Origin of the sequence: Polaromonas sp. CG_9.7, assembly GCF_015752205.1 — a bacterium.
Lineage (GTDB): Bacteria > Pseudomonadota > Gammaproteobacteria > Burkholderiales > Burkholderiaceae_C > Polaromonas.
In genome coordinates, this window is record NZ_JADOVG010000002.1 from 303,372 (window position 1) to 319,003 (window position 15,632).

The 15,632-nt window shown below is 59.8% G+C and carries 17 protein-coding genes; 12 read left to right on the forward strand and 5 right to left on the reverse strand.

What is annotated here, in order from left to right:
- Window positions 1-18 precede the first annotated feature (18 nt).
- Both IWX87_RS03430 and IWX87_RS03435 read right to left on the reverse strand, forming a co-directional pair.
- Window positions 19-756, reverse strand: a complete 738-nt coding sequence (locus IWX87_RS03430) for a DsbC family protein (protein WP_196862111.1) — start codon at window positions 754-756, stop codon at window positions 19-21.
- A gap of 35 nt (window positions 757-791) precedes the next feature.
- On the reverse strand, window positions 792-1,901 hold the full coding sequence (locus IWX87_RS03435; RefSeq protein WP_196862112.1) for an FAD-dependent monooxygenase: 1,110 nt from the start codon (window positions 1,899-1,901) through the stop codon (window positions 792-794).
- A gap of 124 nt (window positions 1,902-2,025) precedes the next feature.
- Here IWX87_RS03435 and IWX87_RS03440 point away from each other — a divergent pair, with 124 nt between their 5' ends.
- From IWX87_RS03440 to IWX87_RS03450, 3 genes are all read left to right on the forward strand, one after another.
- Entirely contained in the window at window positions 2,026-2,946 is a 921-nt protein-coding gene (locus IWX87_RS03440) for an MOSC domain-containing protein (protein ID WP_196862208.1), read from the forward strand.
- Window positions 2,947-3,177: 231 nt separating this feature from the next.
- A complete protein-coding gene (gene ychF / locus IWX87_RS03445) occupies window positions 3,178-4,269 on the forward strand; it encodes a redox-regulated ATPase YchF (protein WP_196862113.1) in 1,092 nt (363 codons plus the stop codon).
- Between the two features lie 306 nt (window positions 4,270-4,575).
- Window positions 4,576-5,331: an rRNA pseudouridine synthase gene (locus tag IWX87_RS03450; protein WP_196862114.1), complete on the forward strand. Its 756-nt coding sequence runs from the start codon at window positions 4,576-4,578 to the stop codon at window positions 5,329-5,331.
- Window positions 5,332-5,338: 7 nt separating this feature from the next.
- On the opposite strand, the gene IWX87_RS03455 is transcribed toward IWX87_RS03450, so the two are convergent.
- Complete coding sequence (locus IWX87_RS03455) at window positions 5,339-5,821, reverse strand: YqaA family protein (protein ID WP_196862115.1); 483 nt, start codon at window positions 5,819-5,821, stop codon at window positions 5,339-5,341.
- A 141-nt stretch (window positions 5,822-5,962) separates the two neighbouring features.
- On the opposite strand from IWX87_RS03455, the gene dusB reads away from it, so the two are divergent.
- The 4 genes from dusB to IWX87_RS03475 all read left to right on the forward strand — a co-directional run bounded on the left by dusB (window position 5,963) and on the right by IWX87_RS03475 (window position 9,338).
- On the forward strand, window positions 5,963-7,033 hold the full coding sequence (gene dusB / locus IWX87_RS03460; protein ID WP_196862116.1) for a tRNA dihydrouridine synthase DusB: 1,071 nt from the start codon (window positions 5,963-5,965) through the stop codon (window positions 7,031-7,033).
- Window positions 7,030-7,266, forward strand: coding sequence for a helix-turn-helix domain-containing protein (locus IWX87_RS03465; RefSeq protein WP_196862117.1), 237 nt, complete (start codon window positions 7,030-7,032; stop codon window positions 7,264-7,266). The genes dusB and IWX87_RS03465 overlap by 4 nt, the downstream gene beginning before the upstream one ends.
- A gap of 70 nt (window positions 7,267-7,336) precedes the next feature.
- Window positions 7,337-8,935 (forward strand): bifunctional phosphoribosylaminoimidazolecarboxamide formyltransferase/IMP cyclohydrolase, encoded by a 1,599-nt coding sequence (gene purH / locus IWX87_RS03470; protein ID WP_196862118.1) that lies wholly within the window; start codon window positions 7,337-7,339, stop codon window positions 8,933-8,935.
- A gap of 73 nt (window positions 8,936-9,008) precedes the next feature.
- Window positions 9,009-9,338: a c-type cytochrome gene (locus IWX87_RS03475; protein WP_231376515.1), complete on the forward strand. Its 330-nt coding sequence runs from the start codon at window positions 9,009-9,011 to the stop codon at window positions 9,336-9,338.
- Window positions 9,339-9,360: 22 nt separating this feature from the next.
- Here IWX87_RS03475 and hemL read toward each other — a convergent pair whose 3' ends face one another.
- Window positions 9,361-10,698 carry a glutamate-1-semialdehyde 2,1-aminomutase gene (hemL, locus tag IWX87_RS03480; RefSeq protein ID WP_196862120.1) on the reverse strand — a complete coding sequence of 446 codons (1,338 nt, stop codon included), beginning with the start codon at window positions 10,696-10,698 and terminating at the stop codon, window positions 9,361-9,363.
- Window positions 10,679-11,647 (reverse strand): bifunctional hydroxymethylpyrimidine kinase/phosphomethylpyrimidine kinase, encoded by a 969-nt coding sequence (locus IWX87_RS03485; RefSeq protein WP_196862121.1) that lies wholly within the window; start codon window positions 11,645-11,647, stop codon window positions 10,679-10,681. The genes hemL and IWX87_RS03485 overlap by 20 nt, the downstream gene beginning before the upstream one ends.
- 82 nt (window positions 11,648-11,729) lie before the next feature.
- Here IWX87_RS03485 and IWX87_RS03490 point away from each other — a divergent pair, with 82 nt between their 5' ends.
- The 5 genes from IWX87_RS03490 (at window position 11,730) to IWX87_RS03510 (ending at window position 15,611) form a co-directional block, all read left to right on the forward strand.
- Window positions 11,730-11,903, forward strand: a complete 174-nt coding sequence (locus IWX87_RS03490) for a rubredoxin (RefSeq protein WP_280757773.1) — start codon at window positions 11,730-11,732, stop codon at window positions 11,901-11,903.
- 77 nt (window positions 11,904-11,980) lie between these two features.
- Window positions 11,981-12,379 (forward strand): PleD family two-component system response regulator, encoded by a 399-nt coding sequence (locus IWX87_RS03495; RefSeq protein ID WP_196862122.1) that lies wholly within the window; start codon window positions 11,981-11,983, stop codon window positions 12,377-12,379.
- Complete coding sequence (locus IWX87_RS03500; RefSeq protein ID WP_196862123.1) at window positions 12,379-12,744, forward strand: PleD family two-component system response regulator; 366 nt, start codon at window positions 12,379-12,381, stop codon at window positions 12,742-12,744. The genes IWX87_RS03495 and IWX87_RS03500 overlap by 1 nt, the downstream gene beginning before the upstream one ends.
- A 21-nt stretch (window positions 12,745-12,765) precedes the next feature.
- The gene (locus tag IWX87_RS03505; protein WP_196862124.1) at window positions 12,766-13,296 is read left to right on the forward strand and encodes a chemotaxis protein CheW; all 531 of its coding nucleotides are present in this window, start codon (window positions 12,766-12,768) and stop codon (window positions 13,294-13,296) included.
- A gap of 212 nt (window positions 13,297-13,508) precedes the next feature.
- Window positions 13,509-15,611, forward strand: coding sequence for a methyl-accepting chemotaxis protein (locus IWX87_RS03510; protein ID WP_370583753.1), 2,103 nt, complete (start codon window positions 13,509-13,511; stop codon window positions 15,609-15,611).
- Window positions 15,612-15,632 lie beyond the last annotated feature (21 nt).

Consider the following 15,632-nt stretch of genomic DNA (forward strand, 5'->3'; position numbering starts at 1 on the left):
AATCATTCGGCCTGGAGTTTATTTGCCTGCGGCGCTGGCGAGCTGCTTTTCAATTTCTTGCGCGCTGATGGCGCCTGGCACACGCGTCCCATTGGCAAAAAATACCGTTGGTGTACCGGTAATCTTGTATTTCTTGCTGAAGGCCAGGTTGCGTTCCAGCGCGGACGTGTCGCAGCTGGCCTTGGCGGCGGGCTGGTCGCGCACCATCCAGTCGAGCCAGGCTTTGTTCTTGTCCTTTGAGCACCAGATGTTTTTCGACTTTTCCACCGAATCCGCGCTGAGGATGGGAATCAGAAAGGTGTGAATGGTTACATCGTCGACCTTTTGCAGGTCGCGCTCGAAGCGTTTGCAGTAACCGCAGTTGGGGTCTTCAAACACGGCGAGCTTGCGTTTTCCGTTGCCGCGTACCTGGGTAAAGGCGTCTTTCAGCGGCAAGGCATCGAAGTCGATGGCGTTGAGTTTCTCGGCGCGTTCCTCGGTCAGGTTGCGTTTGGCACGGGTGTCGATCAGGTTGCCCTGGATCAGGAAATTGCCTTCGGCATCGGTGTAGAAAATATCGGTTTCGTTGACGCGAATTTCATACAGACCGTTCATCGGCGTCTTGCTGACTTCGTCGATTTTCGACAGCGTCGGCAACCGATCGGCCAGGTTCTTGCGAATCACGGCTTCCTGCGCCAGCGCAGAGCCCAGGGTGCAGGCCAGCAGGCCGGCAAGTCCTGCCAGCCTGAGGCTGACAGTCAGTCGATGGTGTTTCATGAGGTTCCTGTTGTTCAACGAATTCTTAAGAGTAGTCACAGGCCGGCGGCCTGCCCCGTGACCCAGCGCTTGAGCAGGCTGCTGCGCGCAAAGCCTTTCATGCCCCAGTTGCGCAACGCCTGCCAGCGCTCGTCGGACTGGGCGAACAGGCCATACAGTCCGTCGGTCACTGCGCCCATGGCGGCCACATCGGCCTTGCGCGCCCGCTCGTAGCGGCGTAACAATTTTTCATCGCCGAGGGCGCGCCAATATTCGCGCTGCGCCAGCACGCCAGCCAGGCAGGCGGCGTCGGCCAGTCCCAGGTTCAGCCCCTGGCCCGACAGCGGATGCACCGTGTGCGCCGCGTCACCCGCCAGCGCCCAGCCGTTGCCAGTCCATCGGTCGGCGTTGGACAGCGCCAGTGGCCAGGTGGCCCGGTCGCTGGTCAAGATCAACTGGCCTGCCTCGGGCCCGCAAATGGCCTGCAGGGCCGCACAGAACTGTTCAGGCGGCATGTGCTCCAGCGCCTCGGCATGCTTCAGCGACGCCGACCAGACCAGCGCCACGGCGCGCCCGTCGTCACCTCCCAGCGGCAGCAGCGCCACGATGTCGCCGTTCACGAACCACTGGCGCGCAATGCCCTGGTGCGGCAGGTTGGCATCGAGCCGTGCGGCAATCGCTTTTTGCGCATAAGTCTTGACCGTCCACTGCACGCCGAATTCATCGCGGCTGGTGCTTTTCTTGCCTTCGCAAATCACCGTCAGCGCGGCTTTGGCTGGCGCAGTCACCAGTTCGATCTGCGGCTGGTAGCGCACCGCCTGGATCAGCTGCTGCTCCAGCGCCGGCACATCGACGATCCAGGCGAGTGCGTCTTGCGCGACGCTGTCGGCGGTGAAATCAATCTGGCCGCCGTCGTCGCCCCAGACCTGCATTTCACGGACCGGCGTGGCAAACGGCGCGTCAGGCCAGACCCGCAGCGCCTCCAGCACCTTGCGCGAAGCGCTGTTCAGCGCATAGGCGCGCACATCGGCAGAGGGCAATTCTTCTTCCGCTGGCTGCGGCTGGCTGACCAGCGCCACGCGCAGGCGCTCGCGCGCCAGCAACAACGCCAGGGTGCGGCCCACCACGCCGTCGCCGCGAATACAGACATCAAAAGTTTTGGACATGCCTCATTTTAGGAGTGAGTGCAGAATCAGCGCTTTGCAGGGCCAGTGTGAAGGGCAAAGCGTATGCCATTTCCCTGCTGCAGCCTTGACAACCGCAACAACTGGACAAGACGTGAACGATTCAATGAATGCTTCCGTGCTGGACACCACAGACGCTGCAGCGCCGGTTGGACCTTGCGATCTGGCCGCCCGCATTGCCGGGCTGTTTGTCTACCCGGTCAAATCCTGCGCCGGCGTGCGCGTGGAACAAGCCCTGTTGCTGGACACCGGGCTGGAATTCGACCGCGCCTGGATGGTGGTGGACGGCGACGGCAATTTCCTCACGCAGCGCGAACTCCCGCGCATGGCGCTCATCCAGCCGCAACTGAAAACTTACGAAATGGTCCTGCGCGCCCCCGACATGCTGGCGCTGCACATCGCGCTGGACCGGGTCGAAACCCGCGCGCGGGTCACGATCTGGAACGACGACGTGGCGGCCTTCGACATGGGACCGATTGCCGCCCAGTGGTTCACCGATTTCCTGGGCATTGCCGCACGGCTGGTGCGCTTTGACCCGGACCACCTGCGCGTCAGCAATCTGGACGACACCGGCGGCACCCTGGCGCTGAACCAGTTCAGCGACGGCTATCCGCTGCTGGTCATCAGCCAGGCGTCGCTGGACCGGTTCAATGAAAAATTGACGGCCCAGGGCTTTGCTGCCGTCGGCATGGAGCGCTTTCGGCCCAACATTGTGCTCGGCGATGCGCCGGGCGAACCGCTTCTGTCGCCGCACGACGAAGACCGGCTCGACCTGATCCAAATCACCACTGCGCAAGGCTTGGTCCGGCTGAAGCCGGTCAAGCCGTGTGCGCGCTGCCCGATTCCCGGCATCGACCCGGCCACCGCCATCAGCAGCCATGCGGTGGGCGACCTGCTGCAAGGCTATCGCCAGGATGCGCGGCTCAAGGGCGCGGTGACCTTTGGCATGAACACCATCGTGCTGGCCGGCATCGAACACCTGCTCAAGGTGGGCCAGCCGGTCGGCGCGAACTACCGGTTTGATTGATTCCTGCCCGTGATCACCAGTTGGCCACCAGTCGGCCGGCGCGCGAACCTGGATTGGACGACTCATTACAATCGCCGATGTTCTTGCCGGGTAAAAACCCGGTACAAAAGCGGGCGCAAGCCTGGGGCCGTGACGGGTTGTTCCCAGCCTTGACATCTTCTGCGGGTCCACGCCGGGTCACTCCACGGCATCGCCTGGAGCCTGGCGGGTAATGATTTCTAAGGAATATTGATGAGTTTGAAGTGCGGCATCGTTGGCTTGCCCAACGTCGGAAAATCCACCCTGTTCAATGCGTTGACCAAAGCCGGCATCGCGGCGGAAAACTACCCTTTTTGCACCATCGAGCCGAATGTCGGCATCGTTGAAGTGCCTGATGCGCGCCTGGATGCGCTGTCGGCAATCGTGAATCCGCAGAAAGTCCAGCGCGCGATTGTCGAGTTCGTCGACATTGCCGGACTGGTCGCTGGCGCCAGCACGGGCGAAGGCCTGGGCAACAAGTTTTTGGCGCACATCCGCGAGACCGACGCCATCGTCAACGTGGTGCGCTGCTTTGAAGACGACAACGTGATTCACGTCTCCGGCAAGGTCGATCCGATCGACGACATCGAGGTGATCCAGACCGAGCTTTGCCTGGCCGACCTGGCCGCTGTCGAAAAAGCCTTGCACCGCGTCGGCAAACTGGCGCGTTCGGGCGACAAGGATTCGGCCAAGCTGGTTGCGATTCTGGAGAAATGCCAGACCGCGCTGAACGAAGCCAAGCCGGTGCGCACGCTGGACTTCAGCAAGGACGAGCTGCCGCTCTTGCAGCAGTTCTTCCTGATCACCGCCAAGCCCGCGATGTTTGTAGCCAACGTGGCCGAGGACGGGTTTGAAAACAACCCGTTTTTGGACCGCCTGAAGGCCTATGCCCAGTCGCAAAACGCGCCGGTGGTGGCCATCAGCGCCAAGATGGAAGCCGAAATGGCTGAGATGAGCGATGAAGACCGTCAGATGTTCCTCGAAGAACTCGGCCAGACCGAGCCGGGACTGAGCCGCCTGATTCGCGCCGCCTACACCCTGCTGGGCCTGCAGACCTATTTCACCGCCGGCGTGAAAGAGGTGCGCGCCTGGACGATTCATGTCGGCGACACCGGCCCGCAGGCCGCTGGCGTGATTCACACCGATTTTGAAAAGGGCTACATCCGTGCCCAGACCATCGCCTTTGACGACTTCATCACCTTCAAGGGCGAGCAGGGCGCCAAGGACGCGGGCAAGATGCGCGCCGAAGGCAAGGAATACGTCGTCAAGGATGGCGACGTGATGAACTTTTTGTTCAGTTCCTGAGCGGGCCGGAGCGGGCGACAAGGGAAAGAGTCCGGCGCTGCTCATTTTTTTCAGTGATTACTCAATTTTATCGAGGCTCTTCGTATCCTCTTTGGTCATTGCGGACTTGATCCGCAATCCATGGCCCCCGGGTCTGGCCCGAAATGACAGAGGCTGATGCCATTGCGATTTAATCTGAAAATCGATCTGAGTGGTTACATTTTTTAAGCCATATAAGCTGTTTGCGCAATATAAACGGGCATAAGCAGCTATTTATTTGATAGCATTAGTTTGATTTCAACCGGACACACCAGGACGCCTGCAGCCATGACCGAACCGGTACGACTCGCCAAACGCCTCGCCGACATGCTGGCTTGCTCACGCCGCGAGGCCGAGCAGTACATCGAAGGCGGCTTTGTCACGGTAGACGGCGTGGTGGTGGAAGAGCCCCAATTCCGCGTCCAGAACCAGTCCATCGTGCTGGCGCCTGACGCCAGCCTGCTGGCGCTCACGCCGGTGACGATCCTGCTGCACAAGCCGGCGGGCTATGAATCGCGTGACGCCGCCCATGCCAGCGGCGATGCCGGTGTTAAAACCGCCGCACAGTTGCTGATTGTCGGCAACCACGCACCCGCCGACCGCTCGGGCATTCGGCCGTTGAAAAAGCATTTTTCAAGCTCTGAACTCGTCACGCCGCTGGCCACGGCGGCCAGTGGCCTGGTGGTTTTTTCCGGTGACTGGCGCGTGGCCCGCAAGCTGCGCGAGGACGCCCGGGTGCTGGAGCACGAAGTGGTGGTCGAGGTCAGCGGCGACATCAAGCCTGGCGGCCTGGAACGGCTGAACCGCATCGACCATGGCTTTACCTATCAGGGCGCACTGTTGCCGCCGGCCAAGGTGAGCTGGCAAAGCGAGGCGCGGCTGCGTTTTGCGCTCAAGGGCGAGATGCCCGGCCAGATCGCCTACCTGTGCGAGAGCGTCGGGCTGCAGGTCACGGCAATGAAGCGGCTGCGCGTCGGCCGCATGCCGCTGAGCCAGCTGCCGCCGGGACAGTGGCGCTACCTGATGCCCTACGAGCGCTTTTAAACCGGGTTCAAGCGCCGATCACGCCGGGAAATGCCCAGATCAGGCTGCCGGTCATCAAAAAATAGCGCATGAATTTGCCGATGGCCATGTACGCCAGGCAGGGCCAGAACGGAAACTTCAGCCAGCCAGCCACGGCGCACAGCGGGTCGCCAACGACCGGCAGCCAGGCCAGAAGGCAGGCCTTGGGGCCAAGCTTTTCCAGCCAGCGCACGGCGCGGCCATGGTGCGATGAATGCGTGTACTTGTCGGCCACCCGGTGCGCGCCAAAACCCAGCCACCAGTCGAGCGCACCACCCAGCGTGTTGCCGGCGGTGGCGACCAGGACGGCAGGCCAGAACATTGCCGGGTTGAGCTTGACCAGCCCGAAGACCACCGGCTCCGAGCCCAGCGGCAGCAAGGTTGCCGAGATGAAAGAGACGATAAATACCGTGCTCAGCCCGAATTCAGGCAGGGCCAGCAGTTCGATCAGGTGTTGTATCCAGGTTTCCATACGGGCCTGAGTATAGGCAGGCCAGGCGCTGAAAGCCGGCGTCTGGATTTGCAAATTCCCCGCCCGGATTTCAGGTGCTGAAATTTTGGGCAGTTACAATCGTGCCTCCTTTTTCAGCAACTCCAGGCTTTCACTTCCTCCATGAACATCGGTCCCTATGCCTTGGCAAACAATGTGTTTGTAGCGCCCATGGCCGGCGTCACGGACCGGCCGTTTCGCCAGCTTTGCAAAAAGCTCGGCGCGGGTTATGCGGTCAGCGAGATGGTCACGTCGCGCCGTGATTTGTGGGACACGCTGAAAACCTCGCGCCGCGCCAACCATGACGGGGAAGCCGCCCCGATTGCGGTGCAGATTGCCGGTACCGACGCGCAGATGATGGCCGACGCTGCCGCCTACAACCTGGACCGTGGTGCGCAGATCATCGACATCAACATGGGTTGTCCAGCCAAGAAAGTCTGCAACAAATGGGCCGGATCGGCACTGATGCAGGACGAAACCCTGGCGCTGCAGATCATCGAGGCGGTGGTAGGTGCCTGCGCGCCGCATGGTGTGCCGGTCACGCTGAAGATGCGCACCGGCTGGGCGCAAACCCATAAAAATGCCTTGACGATCGCCCGCGCTGCCGAAAGCGCCGGTGTGCAGATGATCGCCGTGCACGGTCGCACCCGCGAGCAGGGCTACAAGGGCCTGGCGGAATACGACACGATCGCCGAGGTAAAGGCCGCGCTGCGCATCCCGGTAGTGGCCAATGGCGACATCAGCAGCCCTGAAAAAGCGCGCGACGTGCTTGCTTATACCGGCGCCGATGCAGTGATGGTGGGTCGCGCAGCGCAGGGCCGGCCATGGATTTTTCGTGAACTGACGCATTTCCTGGCGACCGGCAGCCACCTGGCGCCGCCGCTGGTTGCCGACGTCAAGCGCCTGCTGCTCGACCATTTGCTCGACCATTACCAGCTCTACGGTGATTACTCGGGCGTGCGCACGGCGCGCAAGCACATCGGCTGGTACGTCAGAAGCCTGCCGGGCGGCGAGGCGTTTCGCGGCCGGATGAACGGGCTGGAAGACTGCCAGGCGCAACTGGACGCGGTGAACGAATTTTTTGATGGCCTTGGCGCGGACATGGACCGCATTCCGGCGGCTTCCCATGGCCATGATTCCTCGTCAGATGAACAGATGAACAACGATAAAAACAAGGAAGAAGCTGCACTATGAGCAAAATAAATCTGGAGGAATGTGTGCGCACCAGTCTGGAAGGCTATTTCACTGACCTCGGCGGCACGGCGCCCGACCGCATGTACGACATGATGGTCCGGGTGGTTGAAAAGCCGCTGCTGGAAGTGGTCATGCAGCATGCCGAGCAAAACCAGTCGCGCGCCGCCGAATGGCTGGGGCTGAACCGCAACACGCTGCGCAAGAAGCTGGTCGAGCACAAGCTCATCAAGTAAGCCAGCGGCGCCATTCCATTTTTTTAGGTGCGGGTTTTTCCGCACTTTTGCATTTTCAACAAAGAAGCCCATGAACGTCCTGATTTCTGTTTCCGACAAAACCGGCATCCTTGAATTTGCCCAGGCGCTGCACGCGCTGGGCATCAAGCTGCTCTCGACCGGCGGCACCGCCAAGCTGCTGGCCGATGCGGGCTTGAGCGTGACCGAGGTGGCCGACCACACCGGTTTTCCGGAAATGCTCGATGGCCGCGTCAAGACGCTGCACCCGAAAGTTCACGGCGGCCTGCTGGCCCGGCGCGACCTGCCCGAGCACATGGCAGCGCTGCAAACGCACGGCATTGACACCATTGATTTGCTGGTGGTCAACCTCTACCCGTTTGAAGCCACTGTGGCCAAGCCCGGTTGCACGCTGGAGGACGCCATCGAAAACATCGACATTGGCGGCCCGGCGATGGTGCGCTCGGCGGCCAAGAACTGGAAAGATGTGGGCGTGCTGACCGACGCCTCGCAATACGCCGGCGTGCTGGCCGAACTGCAGGCCGATGGCAAGCTGCTGGATGCCACCAAGTTTGCCCTGTCGGTCGCCGCGTTCAACCGCATCAGCCAGTACGACGGCGCGATCAGCGACTACCTGACGTCGGTCACATTTATCGCCGCCAAGCTGTCGCCGGCCTATGTGCCCGAGCGCTCGCTGTTCGCCGGCCAGTCGAACAGCCAGTTCACCAAGCTGCAGGACCTGCGCTACGGCGAAAACGCGCACCAGCAGGCCGCGCTGTACCGCGACCTGCATCCGGCGCCCGGCTCGCTGGTGACGGCCAAACAGTTGCAGGGCAAGGAACTGTCGTACAACAACATCGCCGACGCCGACGCCGCCTGGGAATGCGTCAAGAGCTTTGCCGAGTCAGCCTGCGTCATCGTCAAGCATGCCAACCCCTGCGGCGTGGCCGTCGGCGTGGATGCGCTGGAAGCCTACAGCAAAGCCTTCAAAACCGACCCGACTTCGGCGTTCGGTGGCATTATTGCCCTTAACCGCACACTAGACGGGCGTGCCGCGCTACAAATTTCGAAGCAGTTCGTTGAAGTACTGATGGCCCCTGGCTTCACGCCCGAGGCGCTGGAAGTGTTCAAGACCAAGGTCAACGTGCGGATCTTGCAGATCGACCTGCCGCCCGGCGGTGCGACCGCCTGGGAGCAGGGCCGCAACCTGATCGACATCAAGCGCGTCGGCTCGGGCCTCCTGATGCAAACCGCCGACAACCACGAGCTGGCGCTGTCCGACCTGAAGGTCGTCAGCAAGCTGCAGCCCACGCCTGAGCAGTTGCAGGATTTGCTGTTCGCCTGGACCGTCGCCAAGTACGTCAAGTCCAACGCCATCGTGTTCTGCGCCGGCGGCATGACGATGGGTGTCGGTGCCGGCCAGATGAGCCGCCTGGATTCAGCCCGCATTGCCAGCATCAAGGCAGAGCATGCCTGCCTGTCGCTCAAGGGCACGGCGGTGGCCAGCGACGCTTTTTTCCCGTTCCGCGATGGACTCGATGTGGTGGTCGATGCAGGCGCGACATGCGTGATCCAGCCCGGTGGCTCGATGCGTGACCAGGAAGTGATTGATGCCGCCGACGAGCGCGGCGTGGTCATGGTGCTGAGCGGCGTGCGTCATTTCAGGCATTGAGCGTATGCAACCCGTTTTGCGCTTTGCGGGACGGTTCGGGCGGCCATGCCCCCCAGGGCTGTTGTGTCTGCGTTTGACGGCAGTTGCCTTGTTGCTGGGCAACAGCCTGACGGTTGTGGCGCAAACTTCTGCACAGCCTTTAACGCCGCCGCAGGCGCTGGCCAGCGACTACGGGTGCATGACTTGTCATGGCCTGGTGCGCAAACAGGTCGGGCCTGGGTTTGCGCAAATTTCCGCGCGTTATCAGGGCGATGCGCAGGCAGCAACCCGGCTGGCTGCCAAAATTCGCAATGGCAGTGTCGGCACCTGGGGACGCGTCGTCATGCCGCGCCAAACACGGGTGAGCGAAGCCGACGCTGTGGCACTGGCGGGTTGGGTGTTGTCGCAGCCGTCTCTGCCATAGGCAGCCTGGCTGGCTTGGTTGATTAGACTGCGGATGCCTTAAAGAAGTTGCTGGCTGCTGCGACGGTGGCTTCGATGTCCTCGGCCGTGTGTGCGGCGCTGACAAATCCGGCTTCGAAGAGTGCTGGCGCGAAGTACACCCCGCTGTCCAGCATGGCGTGAAAAAAGCGGTTGAAAGCCAGGCCGTCGGTCTTCATGACCTGCGGATAGTTTTGCGGCAGTGTGCCCAGCAGGAAAAAACCGAACATGCCGCCTTCGCTGTCGCCACAAAAAGGCACGCCGGCCTGGTGTGCTGCATCCGTCAGGCCGGTCACCAGGCTGCGCGTGCGCACCCCCAGTGCGTCGTAAAAACCCGGTTTCTGGATTTCGCGCAGCGTGGCCAGGCCGCAGGCTGTGGCAATCGGGTTGCCCGACAGCGTGCCGGCCTGGTAGACGCCGCCCAGAGGCGCCAAATGCGCCATCACCGCGCGCTTTCCGCCAAAGGCTGCCATTGGCATACCGCCACCAATCACCTTGCCCAGCGCAGTCAGATCCGGCTGGAAGCCGGGAATGCTTTGCGCATAAACGCTTTGTGCGCCGCCCAACGCAACGCGGAAACCGGTCATTACCTCATCGAAAACCAGCAGCGCATCGTATTGTGTGCAGAGTTCGCGGCAACGTTTGATGAAGGCCACGCTGGCGCGCACAAAGTTCATGTTGCCAGCAATCGGCTCGATCATCAGGCAGGCAATCTCCCGGCCATGCAGTGAAAAAGCCTCTTCGAGCTGGGCGATGTGGTTGTATTCCAGCACCAAGGTGTCCTTGACCACCTCGGCCGGAACACCCGCGCTGGTCGGGCTGCCAAAGGTTGCCAGTCCCGACCCGGCCTTGACCAGCAACGCGTCGGAGTGGCCGTGGTAGCAACCCTCGAACTTGACGATCTTGTTGCGACCGGTGGCACCACGCGCCAGCCGGATCACGCTCATTGTTGCCTCAGTGCCGGAGCTGACCAATCGCACCATTTCGATGGACGGCACCAGCTTGACGATTTCCTCGGCCATCTCGACTTCGCGTTCGGTCGGCGCGCCATACGAAAAACCGTCCAGCACGGCTTTTTGCACGGCTTCCAGCACGGCGGGATGGCCATGGCCCAAAATCATTGGCCCCCAAGAGCCAATGTAGTCAATGTAACGCTGCCCGTCGGCGTCCCAGAAGTGGGCGCCCTTCGCCCGCTGCACGAAACGCGGTGTGCCGCCCACAGCCTTGAATGCCCGTACTGGCGAGTTGACACCGCCCGGAATCAGTTTCTGGGCGCGCTCGAACAGTGCTGCACTGCGGAATGTTGTTCTGGGCATGGCGGGCTTAGTGTTTGGTTGATCCATTGGGAGGGAATTCTAGAAGTGGATTGGAAGTCAGGCCGGCATCGTCAGTGCCAGCGGCATCGGCTGTTTCGTCGTCTGGATCTTCCTCGGACTCGGCCTGCGCCCAGAACAACCGGTCCGGAATGATATGGCCCATGCCGGGGTGAAATCCGGCATCCAGGCTGTGGTCCAGGTAAGTCAGTGCTTCGGACGTGGCGGCCTGAAGGTCGTGGCCGTTGGCCAGCAGAGCGCACAGGGCCGCCGACAGCGTTTCGCCAGCCCCTTCAAAAACCGCCTCGAAGCGCTCGAACCTCTCGCTGTAGAGCACGGCTTGCGGCGTGGCGAGCACGTTGTCGATGAACTGGTCGGGCAAAGGAATGCCGGTTACCAACGTATACGGAACGCCCAGAGCGGCAGCCGCCTTGGCAATGTCGCGGGCTGTCGGATTGCGCTCGGTGGACCAGTCAGGCAGCAGCCAGCGCCAGAGCGTGCTGTGGTTCCCAATCAGCAGGGTAACTTGCGGCAGCATCAGTTCACGAAAGGCATCAAGGTAGCTGTCGATCTCACTTTCCTCCCACCAGGACAGGCTGGGCATGTAAGCCACCAGCGGTACTTCGGAGTAGTCGGAGGCAATTTCTGCAATTGTGCTGATATTCTCGGGACTGCCGACAAAACCGACCTTGATGGCCGCCACCGTCATGTCTTCCAGCACCGCACGTGCTTGCTCGGTGACTGACTCGTCGTCAAACGCCAAATGGTCGAAAATTTCTGCCGTGTCGCGCAGGTAAGTGCCCGTCACGACAGACAGCGGATGGGCGCCTGCCGAGGTGATGGCTGTAATGTCCGCCGTGAGGCCGCCTGCCCCGCTCGGGTCATTGGCATTGAACGTCATGACGCACGCTGGGGACGAATCGCTGTCCTCAATCTGGAGTTGCGGGTTTTCCAGTTCAGGTGTGTGGGGGTTTGCCATAGGCTTTGATTTTGCCTTCTGCACAAATTAGTAACGCCGTCTAGATACAATTGTTGCATTCTATTTGAAGGCAATTTAAGCTGTGACTCAATCAATGACCTGGATGTGTTTGATTTGTGGATGGATTTACGACGAGGCGCTGGGCGCGCCCGAGCATGGCGTTGCCGCAGGCACGCCATGGAGCCAGGTTCCCATGAACTGGACCTGTCCTGAATGCGGGGCACGCAAGGAAGATTTTGAAATGGTCCAGATTTAGGTTCAGGTGCCTGCTTGCTGAAAATATGACCACGGTGAATCAAACTGCTTCGGCGGCTTTATAACAGGAGTAGCACAGTGAGCATTTCTAGTTCCGGACTCAAGGTATTGGTCATCGACGACAGCAATACGATCAGGCGCAGTGCCGAAATCTTTTTGAAGCAGGGCGGCCATGAGGTGTTGCTTTCGGAAGATGGCTTTGACGCCTTGTCCAAGATCAACGACTTCCAGCCCGACCTCATTTTTTGCGACATTCTCATGCCGCGCCTGGATGGCTACCAAACCTGCGCAATTATCAAGCGCAATGCCAAATTTTCGAGCGTCCCCATCGTGATGCTGTCTTCCAAGGATGGCGTATTTGACAAGGCGCGTGGACGCATGGCGGGCTCGCAGGATTACCTGACCAAGCCCTTCACCAAAGACCAGCTGTTGCAAACCGTCCAGTCTTTGAGTTCTTCAAAACAAAGGCAAATCTAATGTCAATCAATAAAGTGCTGGTGGTGGACGACTCGAAAACCGAACTGATGTTTTTGACCGATTTGCTGGTGAAAAATGGCTTTACCGTCAGGACGGCGGAAAATGCAGAAGACGCTTTTCGGCGACTTGCCGAGGAAAAGCCGGAATTGATTCTTATGGATGTAGTCATGCCGGGACAAAACGGTTTTCAGCTGACCCGAGCCATTGCGCGTGACCCCTTGTATGCGGACATTCCCATTATGCTTTGCACTAGCAAAAACCAGGAAACCGATCGGGTCTGGGGCTTGCGTCAAGGTGCGCGTGACTACATCACCAAGCCGGTCAATGCACGCGAACTTCTGGCCAAAATCAAGTCTCTCGGCTGAACCTTGGCATAAGTCCACACCATGGCAAACAGACAAGCTCTCAAGGAGTTGCAAGCGCGTTTGGCAGAGCGATTGCAGCTTGCCAAAACTCAGGGTATCGCACCCTCCTGGCTGGCCGTCGAGGCCGCTGAAAAAAAATACCTTTTCCCGCTGGATCAGTCAGGAGAAATCTTTCCCTGGTCCGGAGTCCAGCCGGTTTCGTATACGCAGCCCTGGTTTTTGGGTGTGGCCGGTTTGCGCGGCGGTCTTTACGGTGTGGTGGATCTGGCAGGTTTTGTCGATGGCCCGGGATCGGGTAAACGAAGCGAACTTGCGCGCACCGAGTCACGTCTTGTTTCGCTCAACAGTGCCCTTGACGTCAATTGCGTCTTGCTGGTCAACAAACTGGCAGGCTTGCGCAAACAGGAAGACTTTATCGATTATTCGGCGCCAAAGCCCGATGCCGGAGTTTTTTTTGGAAACCAGTACCTCGACCGCAATGGCGCGAACTGGCAGGAAATCAACTTGCAACAGCTCGCCCAGCAAATTGATTTCTTGACAATTGCCGCTTAGTGCACCTTGGCATCCGCTTCACCCGTTTTTTTGAAGGCTTTTTTATGTCTGTTCTCGAATATATCCAGAAGCTGTTTAAAACCAAGCCAGACCAACCTGACGGCAGTGCAAGCACTTTAAGCATGACGGATGAGTCTGTTCCAGGTAGCACGAGGGCATTCGGACAAGCTGGCGCAGGCCATGCGCATGAGAGTATTTTTTCACCCAGTGTCATGTCCATGGAGGAGGACAGCGCACTGATGAGCACTGAACTTCTTAGCCTTCCCGTGCTGGGTGTGCGGCCAATTGGGGAGCACCAGAAGATACTGGTCGTGGCACTCGGGCTCTCTGTCGCCGTATTGGCTACGGTCACATTTTTGGCACTCAGCAAATCCGACCGAGTTGCACAGCAATTAGCGGCCACTGGACAGGCGCTCATGCAGTCGCAGCGACTCGCCAAATCGGCCTCGCAGGCACTGATTGGAAGCGCCACGGCCTTTCCAGATGTGCGTGAAAGCGCCGATGTTCTCAGCAAGACCGTGACCGGAATGAAGTTGGGTGATGACACTCTGCGTTTGTCAGCGGTGAGTAACGCATTGCAGCCCGAAGTGGCAAAGGTCGCGCCGCTGGTCGAGCGCGCCGGGCAAAATGCAAACATCGTGATGGGCCAAAAAGACACGTTGCTTCAAGTGGGCAAGGCCCTGCGCGCCATTAACCGGCAGTCCTCCGATCTGCTCGAAATTGCTGAAACTGTTTCTTCCCTCAAGCTTCAGCAAAACGCCGCGCCGACAGAGATTTCAGCCTCCGGCCAACTGGTGATGCTGACCCAGCGGATTGGCAAGTCTGCCAATGAGTTCCTGACCATCGAAGGCGTCAATCCCGAGGCGGTATTTCTGCTCGGCAAAGACCTGAATTCCTTTAAGGAAATTGCCCAGGGCCTGCTTGATGGCAGCCCTGAATTGCGGCTGGGCGTATCAAGGGACGCACAGACGCGCGAACGCCTGGAAGCGCTGATCGCACTATACGAAAAAACACGGGTTCAGGCAGGTGCCATTCTGGGCAATCTCCAAGGTTTGGTGTCAGCCCGTCAAGCGCAAGTTTCCATCATTGCCGACAGCGAACCCTTGCGCCGTGATCTTGAGGATTTGCAGGAAAAGCTATCTTCTCAGACAGGTCTGGGCATCGGGGCGCTGGCGACTCTGGTTGCTGCCGCTTTTGTTTCCCTGCTGTGCGCAGCGGGTCTTGCTCGCTTGCAGGTGATTGACAGCCAGAAGCGCCAGGCTGTGGCCGAAGGCCAGCGGCAGGATGCCAAGAGCCAGGAGCAGGATGCCAAGCGAGTCAACGATGCCAACCAAGCCGCTATTTTGCGCCTCATGAATGAATTGCAGAATGTGGCAGAAGGTGACCTGACCCAGGAAGCCACTGTGACCGAAGACATCACCGGCGCCATTGCCGACTCGGTCAACTACACCGTGGAGGAGTTGCGTCAGTTGGTTGGCAATGTGCAGGATACGGCGACCAGGGTAGCGCAAACGACTGCGAAGGTGGAAAACACTTCCACGGAACTGTTGGCCGCTTCTACCCAGCAGTTGCGCGAGATTCGTGAAACTGGACAGTCGGTACTTGACATGGCAACCCGGATCAACGAGGTGTCCATACAGGCTCAAGAATCATCATTGGTGGCTCGACAGTCGCTGACAGCTGCCGAGTCCGGTCTGGAGGCAGTGCAAAACGCCATTGGCGGCATGAATTCCATCCGTGACCAGATCCAGGAAACCTCCAAGCGCATCAAGCGTTTGGGCGAATCGTCCCAGGAAATTGGTGAAATCACCGAACTGATTTCAGACATTACCGAGCAGACCAACGTGTTGGCGCTCAATGCAGCTATTCAGGCGGCTTCGGCGGGCGAGGCTGGCCGGGGCTTCTCGGTGGTGGCTGAGGAGGTTCAGCGTCTGGCCGAGCGGTCCGCCGATGCAACCCGGCAGATTTCGGCGCTGGTCAAGGCGATTCAAACTGATACTCAGGATGCGGTAGCCGCCATGGAGCGCTCGACTCAGGGTGTGGTTGAAGGCGCCAAGCTTTCCGATAACGCCGGTACGGCATTGACCGAGATTGACCAAGTATCGCGTCACTTGGCCGAACTGATCGAGCAGATTTCCAATTCTGCCTCCAGGGAAGCGGCTTCGGCCAATGTAGTGGCCGATAACATCCAGCATATTTTCATCGTGACGGAGCAGACCGGGGAAGGTACCCGTTCTACAGCGCTGCAGGTGCGAGATCTTTCCCTCATGGCCGAAGAGCTTCGTCAGTCGGTGTCCCGATTCAAGATTGCGTGACGCCCTCGCCAAGCCTCTGAC